Source organism: Microcoleus sp. FACHB-68 (assembly GCF_014695715.1).
Lineage (GTDB): Bacteria > Cyanobacteriota > Cyanobacteriia > Cyanobacteriales > Oscillatoriaceae > FACHB-68.
Map to the genome: position 1 here is coordinate 1,591,121 of NZ_JACJOT010000008.1, position 16,037 is coordinate 1,607,157.

Here is a 16,037-nt window from a genome sequence, read left to right on the forward strand (position 1 = left end):
TGGCTGATTTTTTAACACAATAACGATAAATTATCCACCTTTTTTACCAACTATTTTTTAATTTTGTAATAATATTGCAGCCGTTAGCTCCCATCCTTGATTACCCTCTGGACGGGAAGAGTTATGGATGCCGGTTTATACCCCATCCTATCTCTTGATTCAAAGTCAGCTTTTCTGCAAAGTAATAAGGTTGAGCTTGATCGCTATTGCAACCCCACATGACTGAATTTAAGATTTTTAATAAATTCACAAATAAATTCAATTTTTTTTAATTTTAAGCTTAGCATTTTCTGTTTATTCGCACTCAATTTTGCTGGAAATGCCGGCGAAAAATAGAAAGCGTATTTATTGAGTTAAGGCTAAACCATGTAATCGTAAATTTAGCAGCTACCTCATTCTTAATTTTCTCAAGATTATTAGCTAATTTTTCAGTGACTTTTAATGATGAAACCCTACAGCTTACCAGCGTTCAGATTGTGCGATCGCTTCAACATCCAAAATCATCACTAACCGTCCCTCAGAGTCATAAAGACCTTTTAGTAGAGGAGCAAGTTCTTCGCTCACTTCTACGGCAGAAACAATTTCCTCTGTATTCAGCGACAAAACCCCATCTACCTGAGAAACGGCTAATCCCATCCGCATCACTCTTAAGCTCACATCTTGAGGCTCTGGTGCTTCTATGACTAAGATTCGGCTATTAGAATGTTGGGTATCAACAGGTTCAGCTCCTATCAAGCGACCAAAGTCTCCCACTGCCAAGATTTCACCGCGCAAGTTGGTTAATCCTAAGACAAAAGGGAGGGCATTAGGAATGGGTGAAATCGATTGATCATTCAGGCAAAGCACTTCTCGAACGGTGATTAGCTCAACAGCAAACAGACTTCCTTCTTGCCCAAAAAGTAGGAATTGCTGCGTGGTAGCCGTGTGGTGGAAACCTGCCGATCCGTTTGAATTAGAGCCGGCAGAAACAGATACATTCATACTGCTTTTAAATTTGCCGCTTTAAATTTTTTCTGATTGCTTGGTTTTGGGTTTCCCATCTTTCCGCAGTTTTTGCTGTTCTCACGCCAAGCGTCGCACAATATTAAGCAATTGTTGCGGTTCAAAGGGTTTACCAAGATAGGCATCTGCTCCCAAATCTGTCCCCCAAGTTTGGTCAAGCTCAGTGTTTTTTTGCGTGCAAAATACCACCGGCAAGTTTTTAGTTTCTTGATTCTCTCGCAGCTCTCGGATCACTTCAAATCCATTCATCCGAGGCATCACAACGTCTAAAATAACCAGATCCGGCGGGGTTTTTCGGATGCTAGCAATCGCTTCCGCTCCATCACCGGCACGAATAACACTCATTCCCGCCTCTTGTAAAATCCGGCAAATTAGCTCCAATTCACTTGGAACATCGTCTACGACTAAAACTTTTAACATGGCTTGCTCCCTATTAATCAACTTTTGCTTACAAATTTTCTGCTACCAGAAAAAAGTTATTTTGAGATAACTTCTGTTCTTAGAAAAATTAATTTCCGCAATTTTACGAAATTCAGTTTCAATGTTTTTTCATTTTTAATATTTCACTCTCGCGCAACTTGTTCAAAATCGACAGGTTAATTTTGAAAGAACATCTAAAAGTTCTTTTCTTATTTTACAATTAAATATAACCTCCTCCAAAAATCTTTATATTAAACTTATAAATACCCGCATTTATGAAAAATCTGTGCCGGCGAAGCGAACACAGAACCCGCTCAATAGCGTTTCCGCACTTAGAGCCTACTCGAAGCGATTCAAAGTCGCTTAAATTAGACGTGAAACCGAATTTTAGAACGTTGGTTTCACATCAGGCGGCACCAAAGCTTCCGTAAATTTTTTAACCACCTGACACAGCTGCTCTGCCTCAAAGGGCTTAGTTAAATACTCTGTTGCGCCGGCAAGGCGTCCTTGTACTTTGTCAAACATTCCATCTCGTGCAGTCAACATAATGATTGGCAACTTTTGAAATTGAGGTAAATTCCGCACCGTGCGACAAAGTTCCAAACCATCAATTCCCGGCATAGAAACATCCAGCAACAAAACTGATATGGGTTCGTGGTAAATCAAAGACAGCGCATCCACTGCATTATCTGCCACTAAAACCCGATAATCCTCTTCCAACGCGCGTTTGACCAGGTTGTGCATCACAACACTATCATCCACAGCCATAATGGTTGGTTTCGAGTTACTACTTGTAGACGGCATATATTTCTCTCCTGAGTGTGGATCTATGGAAACCTACCTGAGACGGTTCGTGTAAACGATTGAGGCTGCTGTATTCGCCGGCTTTTTATTTGGGTTTAAGTGCTGTCCCGCAAGCGCTTGCCTCATCTGCTAATATCCGAGTCTATTTTCATCACCGTCTGCTGTAGACATTTTCAGAATGCCCAATTTTTGGTTAAAGTAACGATTGCTTAATGGTTTGTCACTATTAAAAGCATTAAAACACTCGCACCGCGAGCCGGCAGCCACGAACACAACAGCCCACTACTCATTTTAACGATTAAGTTTTCTATCTTTCTATTTTTAGGATATTTCTCATATTTGCAGAGGTTTGCAACACAGTTGAGGCAACCCCTCTCTTCAAGGGTAATCAGCTGCTTGTTGTACACTTTCCCTAAAACCCACAAACCCGCAAAACCAGCAAAGGATGTCAACATTACTGCAATCCCGCCGACCAAAAGACGTTGACAGGAAATGTTGCCACCCTTTTCTCCCGCCGGCAAGTTAGCGCAGATTGAGCGCTTAATATCTTGTAAGCTAATACTGAAATTAGCCAGCTCACAGAATTCCCTGTGGCACTACAGTCAATCTTGATTATAGGTAAAGCAAAAAGAGAATTGGGAATAAGCCTTCCTAACAGCCTTCTCTCTGGGATTTCAAGTCCTCATAACCCAATCCCCATCGCCTTACAGGGTCAAGACGCTCAACAGATCAACCCTTTTGGAGGGGGTTTGGGGGACGCAACCGTCAACGGCAGTTATGGGGATGGCACAGCACATAGGATACTGCCTCCCCAATGGGGGGTTTGGGGGGAACCCCCCAAGGTCTTTCAGGCGAACCCTAGCCTTTCATCCAAGCTGAAATCAATCGAGAGCAATAAAAATCCCCTTAGCGCAACAAGGCGATGAGTAGGCTAGGGCCGAGAGGCCACCCGCAAGCGCACCGCCGAGGCTAACAAACCCTCAAACAGCCCCACCCCATCTGTACCTCCCACCATTGGATCAGATGCCCGCTCTGGATGGGGCATCATTCCCAACACATTTCCCTTCTGATTGCAAATTCCCGCAATATTATTTAAAGAACCATTGCTATTGCCGGCCTTGCTCACCTCACCGGCTGCCGTGCAATAACGGAACAAGATTTGGCCATTATCCTCCAACTGAGCCAGCGTATCCGCATCAGCATAATACCGGCCCTCACCGTGAGCGATAGGCAACTCAATCACCTCACCCACTGCATAAGCAGATGTCCAAGGGGTGCCGGTGCGCTCAACCTTAACCGGCACCCGATCACAAATAAAATGCAAATCCTGATTCCGAGTCAGCGCCCCTGGCAAAAGTCCCGCCTCCGTCAGCACTTGGAAACCATTGCAAATTCCCATGACAAACTTCCCTTCAGATGCGTGCTTCACTACCTCCCGCATCACCGGCGAAAAACGAGCGATCGCCCCGCACCGCAAATAATCCCCGTAGCTGAAGCCGCCAGGAATCACCACCACATCAATATCAGAAAGATCCGTCTCTTCATGCCAGATCGTGCGCGTCGGTTGGCCAAGAATCCCTTGAGTCACCCAAACCACATCGCGATCGCAATTTGAACCCGGAAAAACAACAACCCCAAATTTCATAACCTAATCCGGCTAATGATTACCTGACTTTCCCTATTCCTAGAGGCGTGAGCGAGAAATGCCCCACACGCTAAAACCCAGAAACTTAAACACTCGTTTCCGCCGGCACCGCGATCTCAGTTAACTCAAACCGATAATTTTCAATCACCGGATTGGCGAGTAACTGATCGCAAATTTGCTCCAACTGCTGGCGTGCCTCATCCTCGCCGGCACACGAGAGCGTCAGCTCAACATACTTACCAATGCGGACTCGCCCCACATTGTCATATCCTAAATGCTTTAAGCCAGACTGCACAGCCACACCAGCCGGGTCTAAGACCGAAGGGCGAAGAGTAACATAGATTTGAGCGTGATAGGTTTGAGTCACAATAAAGCCCTAAATTTTATAGACAAAGCCGATGTCACCATTTCTCTATTTTAAAACCGAGAGCCGTTCAGTTTTATCAATTTTTTTGTGGGTGTTGGCCGGGGCGAATTTACCAAACCCAGCCATACTTGTCAACCCCCTGAGTTAGCCTAGAAAAAGCCCCTAATTTGACCAGAACAGATAAAGCACCCATTATCATGAAAGCCCCTCGCACCCGCAGTCAGGAACGCATTCTGAACCTGCTCAAGAACTTACAACAAGCCGTTTCAGCTCAAGATATTTATGTAGAGCTACGCAACCGCAGCCAAGGCGTGGGGCTAGCCACCGTTTATCGTGCCTTAGAATCCTTAAAACTAGAAGGGGTTGTTCAGGTGCGAACCTTAGCCAACGGCGAATCCCTCTACGGCTGCGTGCAGCAAGATCAGCACCACCTCACCTGTTTGCAGTGCGGCACATCCATTCCGATTGACGAATGCCCCGTTCATCAGCTCGAAACCCAGCTCCAACAGTCCCACCACTTCAAAGTTTTTTACCATACCTTAGAATTTTTTGGGCTGTGCGACCAATGCCAGCCGGTTCAAGTCACCGGCACAGAATTTTAAGGCACTATTTTAGGGGCATGGGACTAGGGGGAGAAGGGCTGAGCATTCTGTATTAGTTATGAACTATTCCTAATGCCCCATGCCCAATGCGCTATGCCCATACCGTTCTTGTTGGCGAAGCCTTGCCCAATGCCCAATGCCCCATGCCCCATGCCCCATGCCCCTATTCCCTAGTTTCTACGTGCTCTCCAACAATTGAGCGAATCCCCTCAAACGTTGCTGGGATACTGCGCGGGTCCATAAACATCACCTTGCTGCTGTCGCTGCTGCCAATTTTCACGCCCATATCTAGATAATTCTGAGCGAGTAAGAATTGCAGCGCTTCACGGGCGCTGGGATCAGACTTGAGGGTTTTAGCAATAATTTGCAGCGCCTCAGATGTGGCTTGCGCCTTCAGCACTTGCTGTTGGCGTTCTGCTTGGGCTTTAAGTATGATGGCCTGCTGCTGAGCTTCTGCATCCAGAACCGCCGCCTTTTTGCGGGCTTGTGCGTCGAGTTCTAGCGCCTCAGCCTTGCCTCTAGCGCTGTTCACGGCAGATTCCCGTTCCCCTTCAGACGTCAGAATTGCTGCCCGTTTGCGCCGATCTGCTGACATTTGCAATTCCATCGATTCCTGCACGGTTTTGGAAGGGATAATATCGCGCAGTTCTACCCGCGTCACCTTCACTCCCCAAGGATCAGTGGCAATGTCTAAATCCCGCAGCAACAATTCATTGATTTGCGAACGGGCGGTAAACGTTTGATCGAGTTCGAGTTGCCCCATTTCTGCGCGAATTTGAGTCAATACCAAATTCACCATTGCTGACTGAAGATTTTCTACTTTGTAATAGGCTTTCTCCAAATCCATGATCCGCCAGTAAACGACTGCATCAACCGTGATGGAAACGTTGTCACGGGTAATACACTGCTGCGGTGGAATGTCTAAGACTTTTTCCCGAATTGTTTGCTGGTAAACGACGCGATCTAAAAATGGGGTAACAAAATTAAGACCGGGTTCGAGTTTTTTACCGTTATATTTACCCAACGTTTCTACCAAGGCTGCGTTACCTTGATTGATAATTTTGACCGAGCCGGCAAGTGCAGAACCACCGAGAGCCAAAAATACCATAAGAAATAGCTGTTCCATTTTGAACCTCTTGCATTTGAATTTTGAAACAGGTTGAGCCTAGGAATTTAGGAGGTTATGTGGCATCACAGTGAGCGGGTTTCCTGACCCAAAAATTCCCATAAAAGTAGATACAACTTGAATGAGTGTAATTTAGGAATGCAGGAGATGTTCTGGGACTACAATCAGAGTGTTGCCTTCACGTCTGACTACCAGAACTTTTTGGTTCGGCGCAATGGCCATCTGGTAATCTTCACACCGGGCACGCCAAGAATTACCTTCATAAATCACTCGACCGGCCTGTCCGGGTAAAATCTCTGTCAGAGTTTCCGCTTCCTTCGCATCCTCGATGGTAGGCACCTTGCGGTTGGGCAGCAGCCGTCTGGACAGAAACACTAAAACCAGCGAAAGTACCATCCACAGCCCGATCTGCAAGCTCATATTCAACCCAGTCAGGGAGACAAGCGCGACGGCAAAGGCGCTCAGTCCCATTGTAAATTCCACAAAGGCGGTGGGGAAAAATAGCTCCATCAGGCAAAGAACCGCCCCTGCCAGTAACCAAAGTATTGTTGAAGTCAATAACATAGATAAAACCGATGGAGGTGATGCTGTTGCTGCCACCTGCGGAATTAACCAAATCACACTCAAACCTATTGACAGACCGGACTCTCCAGAGGGGGTAAGCTGCGACGCATTTAATTTTTCTATTTAGATAGGTGGGAGAGGAGGAAAAGGGAAGAGGAAGAGAGGAATTCAAGATTTCGCTCTTTCGCCTAAAATAGCAAAATAAATGTGCTTGAGCTGATTGATCAAGGCTAATTCGATGGGTTCAGCTTGATTGCAATGGCCAAGGGTTATCGCTCGCCAATCAATGCCGGTAATTTTTAATTAAGCTAGGTGATTGAAAATTTAGAGGTAGCTTTTTCAGTCTATGCTAGCTTTCAGTGATTCGCTATCTTGATCAACTTAACTTAAAAGTGTTTCTGTAGAAACTTCTGGGACGCATGAGCAGTTCAGAGCCGGCCATTTACTGTATTAATCCCGCTTGCGCGAATCCCCACAATTCTCTTGGGGGTCAAGTCTGTGCGAGTTGCCAAACGCCTCTGGTGTATCGCTATCTTTGGGCAGTTGGCCCAGAGGCAGGTCAGGTGGCCACTGGCCAAGTCATTCACAACCGCTACTGTGTGGTTGCACCGCAAATCTGGCTGGACACTCAGCCGGCACAGCAACCCTATGTTCCCCAAGATTTTCCTGAGGCAATTCTCCCTTACTTACATTTATATCCTCACCGGCTCCATGTTCCAGAGGTGTACGGGTTTGCCGAAGTTGGGGAGGGATCAGAGACAACTCAGATTCTCCTATTGGAAAATGTGCCGGTTGATCCGGTGGGAAACTTGTATCCTTCTGTGGTAGAAGCGTGGCCCACTGCATCGGCGGTGCGCCAGGTTTACTGGCTGTGGCAAATTCTGCAACTTTGGACGCCCCTATCAGAACAGGGGGTGACAGCGAGTTTGCTGGCTCCAGATAATATCCGGGTTGAAGGTTGGCGCGTGTGGTTGCAAGAACTTTATCTCGATGACACCGGCACCGGCAAAACGAAGGCGCTCTCTAAGATGCGCCTAAAAGATTTGGGATACTATTGGTTGAGTTGGATTTCTGGGGCACAGCCGCAAGTTGCCGACCAACTGAAAGAAATTTGCGAGATGATGCGGCGCGGTCATGCAACGCTGGAAGATATCTCAGCGCAACTTAATCAGCTATTACTAGAACAAGCAGCCCAGTTACCCTTACGTGTGCGGGTTGCCGGCGCTACAGATACCGGCCCGATCCGTGAACACAATGAAGACACCTGTTATCCCACAACGGCGGATGTAAAAGCGCGAAATATTCCGTCCAATAACCAGTTAATTCCTCATTTCTTCGTAGTTTGTGATGGAGTTGGGGGCCATGAGGGGGGTGAAGTGGCCAGTCAGTCGGCGGTGCACTCCCTGAAGCCCCTGGTACAGACTTTGCTGGCAGATACGGCTGAGGCAGCGGATATCACGTCTCCCGATGTGGTGATGCAGCAACTGGAAGAAAGCATTCGGGTGATCAATAATACGATTGCTGCTCAGAATGATGCTCAGGGTCGCTCATCACGGCAGCGCATGGGAACGACACTGGTGATGGCTTTGCAGCTACCGCAAAAAGTCAGGACGGCAGATGGGGTGGAGTTTGGAAATGCTCATGAGCTTTATATCGCTCATGTGGGGGATAGTCGCGCCTATTGGATCACCGGCGATTATTGTCAGCGGTTGACTGTAGATGATGATGTATCGGTTCGGGAAGTCCGCTTGGGACGTTGTCTGTATCGGGAGGCACTAGAGCGCTCGGATGCCGGTGCGCTGACTCAAGCGTTGGGAACGCGGGATGCTGAGTTTCTGCGTCCGAACATCCGGCGGTTCATTGTGGAAGAAGATGGCTTGCTGCTGTTGTGTTCGGATGGCTTGAGTGATAATGACTGGGTGGAGCTAGCTTGGGCGAATTACGCGCCGGCTGTGCTTAAGGGTGAAATGCCTCTTGAGGCGGCAGTCCAGGCTTTGATTGATCTGGCGAATGATAAGAATGGTCATGATAATACATCGGTGGTTCTGGCTCACTGCCGGTTCTCTCCTGAACCGTTGGTACTTTTTGAGACGGTGCAAATCCCGACTTTAAACAAGCCGGTGGAGTCTGAACTTTCAGAGGCTTCTAAAGCGCTTCTTTATGATGAACCGGCAGCCGGTGAGCAAACGGTGTCAGTTCAAGCACAACCCCCGAAACGTCAAAAAAGTTTGGTGCGCGTTGTGGTGGTGTTAGGCGTATTATTGGGAATCGGGGTTGTCGGGTTGTTTGCTTGGTCGCAACTTGATCGTCCGGGTTTTGATCGGCTGCGTGAGGGACTTTTCCCGCCGGCGCAATCTCAATAAACTTCCTTATGGCGGTTGAGATTTTTGTTTAAAAAACTACAGATGATTGCGTATCATGCCGGCAGGCAGGCATACACGCAGATAGCGCTTATAATTAAAATTTAAGCGGGGATTCGCCTTCTAAAAAGGTTGGTTGAAACATCTTGGAGCAAAAAATATAAATCAATTAGAGACGCTATAAAATAAAGATTTAAAGGGAAACAAATTACTTCTGATCTATATTTACTCTACCTAAAAATATCCTTTTTTATTTTTCATACTTCTTATTTTTAAAGAGGTTAACTGAATTTAAAATATTTCATTTCTGTCAATTTTTAGTGCGGACATCTTGCCTGTTTGCTGCCATCTGTACCAGCAAGATGATCTAATATTTTTGTCATATCAGGAAGCAAGATGCTCCCACAACAAATATTTTTGTCAATGTGTGATGCACCCCTTTAATTTTTATTAAAATTCACTTAAATACAGAACAGCTTGTGAATCTCCTGTTACAGCCGCACCACGAGCACTGATATAGGACGATTGTCATACAAAGTGTAAATAACCCAACGTTGCCGGCTCATAACCCAGGAACCCTGCACTCTGATGCAAACGCACCACTACAGCCGGCCTCGCACCCAAAAAAACTCGCTGCACAACAAAAAAACTTGACTTTTTAAGTAAATTATGTGTATTTGAAGAAACCCACTAAAGCGAGAAACCCGTCTGCCGGCAACACTTACATATTGGATATAAAGAGAATAAGGTAATTCTATAATCGCCCAGAACCCAAGGGCACGGCCAGGGCACTTGTGCCATCACAGTCGGCCCAGAAGTCCTAATATTTAAAAAGTCACCCTTGACATTTCGCCCAAAATCTCTCAAGTTGACTCTCTAGCCAAGCTGCTATCCAAAGAAGGTGCCATGTCAACCCTAGTTATCGTCGAATCTCCCACCAAAGCACGCACCATCCGTAATTACCTGCCTTCCACCTATCGCGTGGAAGCGTCAATGGGTCATGTGCGCGATCTCCCGTCGTCTGCCGAAGAAATTCCCGAAGCTGTTAAGGGAGAAAAATGGGCGCAGCTTGGGGTGAACGTGGACGCCGACTTTGAACCCTTGTATGTTGTCCCCAAAGACAAAAAGAAAATAGTCAAGCAGCTCAAAGATGCGCTGAAAGATGCGGATGAACTGATTTTAGCCACAGACGAAGACCGAGAAGGGGAAAGCATTAGTTGGCATTTGTTGCAATTGCTAAAACCCAAAGTGCCCACCAAGCGGATGGTGTTTCACGAAATCACGCAAGAGGCGATCCGCGAAGCCTTGAAAAACTGCCGCAACATAGATGAGCAGTTGGTACGCGCCCAAGAAACGCGGCGAATTTTAGACCGGCTTGTGGGATATACCCTGTCTCCCCTACTGTGGAAAAAAATTGCCTCTGGGTTGTCTGCAGGGCGAGTTCAGTCGGTTGCTGTGCGGCTTTTGGTGCAGCGGGAACGTCAGCGCCGCGCTTTCCGCCAAGGCAGCTACTGGGATCTGAAAGCGACTTTGACCCACGAAAAAACGCCTTTTGATGCCAAAATGGTCACGTTAGCCGGCACCAAGTTAGCCACCGGCAGCGATTTTGATGAAGCTACAGGTCAAATTATTGCCGGTCGTCGGGTGGTTTTGCTCAACGAAGCCGAGGCGAGAGCATTACAAGATAGACTATTCGGCAAAACCTGGACAGTCTCTAACTTAGAAGAACGCCCTGTCACTCGTAAGCCGGCCCCTCCGTTTACCACGTCAACCCTGCAACAAGAAGCGAACCGCAAACTGCGGATGTCTGCCCGCGATACGATGCGAACCGCTCAAAGTCTGTACGAGCAAGGGTATATTACCTATATGCGGACAGACTCAGTGCATTTATCTGACCAGGCGATCACGGCGGCACGGAGTTGTGTTGAGGAAATGTACGGTAAGCAGTATCTCAGCCCGCAACCTCGGCAATATACGACTAAGAGCAAAGGTGCACAAGAAGCCCACGAAGCCATTCGTCCTGCCGGCAGCAGTTTCCGTACCCCGCAACAAACTGGTTTAGCCGGTCGAGAACTGCAACTGTATGATCTAATTTGGAAACGCACCGTCGCCTCCCAAATGGCAGACTCGCGCCAAACTCACATCACCGTAGAAATGCAAGTCGAAGATGCCGGCTTTCGTTCTAGTGGCAAGCGCATCGACTTCCCTGGTTTCTTGCGGGCTTATGTGGAAGGTTCCGACGATCCCGACGCCGCCATTGAAGATCAAGAAGTGATTCTGCCGGCCCTCAAAGTCGGAGATCGCCCCAAATGCCGCGATCTAGAAGCGATCGGTCACGAAACCCAGCCGCCGGCACGTTTCACGGAAGCTTCTTTGGTAAAAACCCTGGAAAGTGAAGGCATCGGGCGTCCCAGCACCTACGCCAGCATTATTGGCACCATTATTGATCGCGGCTACTCCCAACTCATCAGCAATGCCCTGATTCCCACGTTCACAGCGTTTGCAGTCACTAGCTTGCTGGAAAAACACTTTCCCGAATTGGTAGACACCCGCTTTACCTCCCGCATGGAACAAACCCTGGATGACATTTCCACCGGCGAAGCGAAATGGCTGCCCTATTTGCACGAATTCTTCCTGGGCCAAAAGGGTTTAGAAACCCAAGTTAAAGAACGGGAAAACCAGATCGACCCCAGTGAAGCGCGGACGGTGGAACTGGAGAACTTAGCGGCTAAAGTGCGGATCGGGCGTTTTGGCCCCTACATTGAAGTGGAAAATGGCAATGGGCCGGTGACTGCCTCGATCCCCAAAGATTTGACACCGGCAGACTTAGATCCACAGAAGGTCGAGGTGCTGCTGCGCCAAAAAACTGAAGGCCCGGATGAAGTAGGCCGGCATCCCTTAACGGGCGAATTGATTTACCTCAAAATCGGCACTTACGGCCCTTATGTGGAATTGGGTGAAGTTTCTGAGGAGAACAAGAAGCCCAAACGCGCCTCTTTGCCCAAAGGCGTGAAGCCGGAAGACGTAACGCTAGAAATGGCAGTGGGATTGCTTTCCCTGCCGCGCACCTTGGGAACCCATCCAGAAACCGGCGGTAAAATCCAAACGAGTCTGGGGCGGTTTGGCCCTTATGTCGTGCATGACCAAGGCAAGGAAGGAAAAGATTACCGTTCCCTGAAAGCCGGTGACGATGTCTTGACTATTGAGCTTAAACGTGCATTAGAACTACTTTTGGAACCGAAGAAGGGCGGGCGCGGCACCCGAAGCAAGACGAAGGCAGCTTTGCGAGAACTCGGCCAGCACCCAGCCGATGGGGAGCCGGTGAATGTCTACGATGGGCCGTATGGGCCGTATGTGAAGCACGGGAAAACCAATGCTTCTGTACCCGAAGACCAATCTGTAGATAATTTGACGCTGGCAGAGGCGGTGGAACTGTTGGCGGCGAAGGCTTCATCTGGCAAGAGTTCGTCTAAATCGAGTGGCTCGAAATCGAGTAGCGCGACCAAAACAAAGGCTGCCGGCCAGAAGTCAACAACCCGCAAAACAACTCGTAAAAAAGCTTAGATGGCAAAGAGTTAATTGCTCAGTGTTGATCACACTGAGCGATTGGCTATTAGCTATTTGCCTTCGCCAATGCCTTACGTTTGCGCTTGAACTGAGAGCCGGCACCCAAGGCTCCAAAGGCCAGCAACCCTAAGGCGACAGAAGGTTCAGGGACGTGTTCTGATTGATGGCAAGGCATATCGCAGGGCATAGCGATCTCGTCAGGACACGGTTCAGTCCCATCTCCGTGATATGCCATGTGGCCCCAAGGGTTGTACATATAACCGTTTTGACTTTGTTCGATTGTGTTGTCCGACAAATCTGATGGGGCGTTGGCCATCATAAATAGAGACGAATCTGTAGGAGTAGCCGTTGCGGTAACTCCCGGCAAACCGGGCATTAAATCTCTCAAATCATTGGCGATGGGAATGTTTGCTGTGTTCCAGGGGAACATTGGGTCAAGCAGGTTGTGTCCATAAGGCTGACCACTGGAGGGATAAAAACTGTTACCCCAGCGTCCGTTCAGCTGCCATTGTCCCCAAAGGCGATCCACATTGGCATGATGCAGCCAGAACATCGGATCGTTGGGAGAATGTTGAAAGCCCATCGTACCTCCGATCCAATTGTGCATACTGTTGTGCAGCCCGGTGCCGGTTTCTAGGCGCGAGCGAAATGCGTTATAAGTCGTCTGGGCAAGTGCACCATTTACCTGAGTTTGTGTGGTTAAGCTGGTTAAAGCACCCAGATTGCGCGTGAGGTCTCGCGGTGTGCCGGTGGATAGTCCTGTCCACGCGCCCCTGTTAAGGGTATTGCTCAAGTCTCTTCTTAACACCCATCCATTGGCGCGGGAGAAAGGCCCAGACTGAACTGTTCCGCCTCCGACACCCCCAGCCCCGCCATTGGGACCCATAAAGTTATTTTGAAAAATAATGTTTCGTGTGGCGCTTTGATTCGTCGAATCCCAGTAAGGAATTGTCACGCTGGGATCTACTGTTTGTAAGGCTCTTTCAAATTCATCTAAAAACTGCCGGTGCCAGGGTAGAAATGCCGCATTGCCATGAGCGCCATTCACTAATGTTGTGCCATTTGGAGCTCGCCGGCCCGTCATATCCATTGTTGCTAAATGGGTGGCCACAAACTGGTCATACTCGCTGATGCGAACGCCGTTAGGGGTGGTAACAAATCTTTGGGTTTTTAACGTGACGACGGCATTGACGAACCGATCTATCTCAGTCTGGGTCATCGTCGCGGCATTTGTTCTCACCTGCAAAGTTCCACTGGTATTCCCAGAGTTGGGCATGGTGTCATATCTGTAGCCCAGGTTTGTGAAATCTATAACGTCTGCCGGTCTAACAAGGCTTCTAGAAAAAGTATAGGCTTGAGCAGGATTCGCACAAAAAGCTACAACAGTGCCGGCGACTAAGCCGATCCAGGTGAAAGTTTGTTTGAAAGCCATAAAATTACCTCGATGAAAAGCGCAAAATTAATGTATTAATACGTTAAAGCGCCGGTCGTGCTAAGCGAAGATTGCTTAGCTAGCGCCTAGGCGATAAGTTCCAATATCCTGCTTCGCTGAATGACGCTAGTAGTTTTGCTTCACTCAACGCAAAGCCTCTCCTGTTGAAAGTTGCCACACATTTCTTCTCAACAGGATTAGCAACTATGTTTAGTTGGTTAAATTGGCAAGTCCGAGAGAGCTGTTTTTTGGAGTTTTGACGAGCGCAAAGGCTCTGGAACGCCCAATCTCAGGGGCCTTGACCTTTTATGTTATCTATGCATTTAACAATAAACTCATACTTCCCCATTTTGTTGCCAAAATGGCAGAATTTTTTTGTATAAAACAAGCCCCCATTTAATTTTTCCACTGAGGGGGCAATTAAATGGCTGCCGGCTTATCGAAACATAACTTTTTTTAACGGATTGGTGCTTAAGTTCAGGGAAACGGCTCAATAAATTGCGAATCTGAGCCGGCTCAGAATCGAGCAAGCTGGAGATTAAACTGCCCTAAAAATAGCGTAAGCGTGGGACGGGGCAGTTATTAAAGAGTCATGAAGACTCGGCTCGTTCAAAACTACTGACTTTCTTAATATTTTTTTACGTCATGTGTGATGTATGGAAGGTTGTTGAAGTTTAATAGAGGGTGTGTGGTCGCCAACTAACAAACTGATGAGTGAGCTTAGGTCGAGTTAGCCGGCAGTTATTTTAAGCTTTTTGTGGTTGTTTACCCTTACGCAAGCGACCGGCACCCAATGCCCCAAATGCCAATAGACCTAATATAGAAGCCGGTTCTGGAACGTTTTCTGATTGATGGCAGGGCATATCACAGGGCATATTTACTTCGTCAGGACACGGCTCATCCCCATGATAGGCATGATGGCCCCAAGGATTGTACACATTGCCGGTCGTATCTGAGAATAAGTCTTCCGGGGCGCTGGCCATCAGGAACGATGAGAAATTAGTATTAGTGGGAGCAATACCCGGTAATCCGGGGATTAGGGCGGCTAAGTCCGCAGCAACCTTCGATTGACCTCGATCCCAAGGCCACATCGGGTCGAGCCGGCTGTGTCCATAGCCCTGGAAACTATTAGGATAAGCCTCTGCACCATTCAAACGACCAGTACCCGCAACAGCAGTCTGCCATCTAGCCCAAAGGCGATCAACGTTGGCATGAAGCATATAAAACATGGGATCGTTGTTAGAGGCCATCGTGTTCATAGAGCCTCCCACCCAGTTGTGCATGGGGTTGTGGATGTTTAACTCTAGCCGAGAGTTTAAAGTCTGGTAGCTAGGTGTAGTGAGCGCTGCATCTTCCTGGGCGGCAGTGATCAACCCCCGTGGATTCGCTGCAGTTCTTGGGGCAAAATTCCCCAAATTGCGTGTCAGTGCCTGTGTGCCGGTGGAGGTTCCCAGCCAAACATCGCCACTCAAGTCACTTCTCTGAACCCATCCGTTGGCAGTTGTGAATGGCCCGGTCCGAACCGGCCCCCCAGGGTTTCCATTGGCGTTAAACCCATTACCTCCCATAAAATTTTGGGAAAGAATCACATTTTGAGTGGCATTAGCATCCGTCCAATCCCAATAAGGAATGGTTACAGTCGGATCTACTGTTTGCAATGCCCTTTCAAATTCATATATAAACGTCCGGTGCCACGGCAAAAAGCCGGCCCTGCCATGCGCTGCATTAAATAAAGGACGCCCATCTGGCCCAGGACGACCGGCTAAATCCATCGCTCCCAAATGGGTGGCTACAAATTGGTCATACTCACTGACAACAACGCCGTTAGCAGCCCTCACTGTTCTTGTTTTTAACGTCTGGATAGCATTTACGAATCTTGACATCTCATTCGCACTCAAGCTAGCCGCGTTTCTTCTGACCTGTAAACCTGCTGTGCCGCCCGGAACATTTATACCGGTGTATGTGTAACCCAGCGCCCTAAAATCCAGAACGTCATTCGGTCTGTAAAGGTTGCGGCTAAAAGTATATGCTTGCGCTTGTACTGCACCAAACACGATAGCACTGCCTGTTATTAAGCTAAGCCAGCTAGAAGCGCGTTTTAGATTCATGTAATTATCCTTCCAACACAATACAAATTCAGGGGTGGGA

12 protein-coding genes are annotated in these 16,037 nt (G+C 48.0%); 3 read left to right on the forward strand and 9 right to left on the reverse strand.

The genetic code is table 11. The features are described from left to right. Positions 1-459 precede the first annotated feature (459 nt). The 5 genes from H6F73_RS15145 to purS form a co-directional block, all read right to left on the reverse strand. Positions 460-981, reverse strand: a complete 522-nt coding sequence (locus H6F73_RS15145; RefSeq protein WP_190759515.1) for a chemotaxis protein CheW — start codon at positions 979-981, stop codon at positions 460-462. A gap of 81 nt (positions 982-1,062) precedes the next feature. Beyond that, positions 1,063-1,422: a response regulator gene (locus H6F73_RS15150; protein WP_190759516.1), complete on the reverse strand. Its 360-nt coding sequence runs from the start codon at positions 1,420-1,422 to the stop codon at positions 1,063-1,065. A gap of 387 nt (positions 1,423-1,809) precedes the next feature. Beyond that, a complete protein-coding gene (locus H6F73_RS15155) occupies positions 1,810-2,226 on the reverse strand; it encodes a response regulator (RefSeq protein WP_190759517.1) in 417 nt (138 codons plus the stop codon). 931 nt (positions 2,227-3,157) lie between these two features. Then, on the reverse strand, positions 3,158-3,871 hold the full coding sequence (gene purQ / locus H6F73_RS15160) for a phosphoribosylformylglycinamidine synthase subunit PurQ (RefSeq protein WP_190759518.1): 714 nt from the start codon (positions 3,869-3,871) through the stop codon (positions 3,158-3,160). Positions 3,872-3,956: 85 nt separating this feature from the next. After that, the gene (gene purS, locus H6F73_RS15165; protein ID WP_190759519.1) at positions 3,957-4,238 is read right to left on the reverse strand and encodes a phosphoribosylformylglycinamidine synthase subunit PurS; all 282 of its coding nucleotides are present in this window, start codon (positions 4,236-4,238) and stop codon (positions 3,957-3,959) included. A 197-nt stretch (positions 4,239-4,435) separates the two neighbouring features. Here purS and H6F73_RS15170 point away from each other — a divergent pair, with 197 nt between their 5' ends. Beyond that, positions 4,436-4,840 (forward strand): Fur family transcriptional regulator, encoded by a 405-nt coding sequence (locus H6F73_RS15170; protein WP_190759520.1) that lies wholly within the window; start codon positions 4,436-4,438, stop codon positions 4,838-4,840. Positions 4,841-5,003: 163 nt separating this feature from the next. Here the strand turns inward: H6F73_RS15170 and H6F73_RS15175 are convergent, their stop codons facing one another. Continuing rightward, positions 5,004-5,966, reverse strand: a complete 963-nt coding sequence (locus tag H6F73_RS15175; RefSeq protein ID WP_190759521.1) for an SPFH domain-containing protein — start codon at positions 5,964-5,966, stop codon at positions 5,004-5,006. Positions 5,967-6,098: 132 nt separating this feature from the next. Then, positions 6,099-6,530: an NfeD family protein gene (locus H6F73_RS15180; protein ID WP_190759522.1), complete on the reverse strand. Its 432-nt coding sequence runs from the start codon at positions 6,528-6,530 to the stop codon at positions 6,099-6,101. Between the two features lie 419 nt (positions 6,531-6,949). Between H6F73_RS15180 and H6F73_RS15185 the strand changes: the two genes are divergently transcribed. Then, on the forward strand, positions 6,950-8,893 hold the full coding sequence (locus H6F73_RS15185) for a protein phosphatase 2C domain-containing protein (protein WP_190759523.1): 1,944 nt from the start codon (positions 6,950-6,952) through the stop codon (positions 8,891-8,893). A gap of 903 nt (positions 8,894-9,796) precedes the next feature. Continuing rightward, positions 9,797-12,454, forward strand: a complete 2,658-nt coding sequence (topA, locus tag H6F73_RS15190; protein ID WP_190759524.1) for a type I DNA topoisomerase — start codon at positions 9,797-9,799, stop codon at positions 12,452-12,454. Positions 12,455-12,503: 49 nt separating this feature from the next. Here topA and H6F73_RS15195 read toward each other — a convergent pair whose 3' ends face one another. Both H6F73_RS15195 and H6F73_RS15200 read right to left on the reverse strand, forming a co-directional pair. Continuing rightward, the gene (locus H6F73_RS15195; protein ID WP_190759525.1) at positions 12,504-13,889 is read right to left on the reverse strand and encodes a tyrosinase family protein; all 1,386 of its coding nucleotides are present in this window, start codon (positions 13,887-13,889) and stop codon (positions 12,504-12,506) included. A gap of 746 nt (positions 13,890-14,635) precedes the next feature. After that, positions 14,636-15,772: a tyrosinase family protein gene (locus H6F73_RS15200; protein ID WP_190759526.1), complete on the reverse strand. Its 1,137-nt coding sequence runs from the start codon at positions 15,770-15,772 to the stop codon at positions 14,636-14,638. Positions 15,773-16,037: the final 265 nt, after the last annotated feature.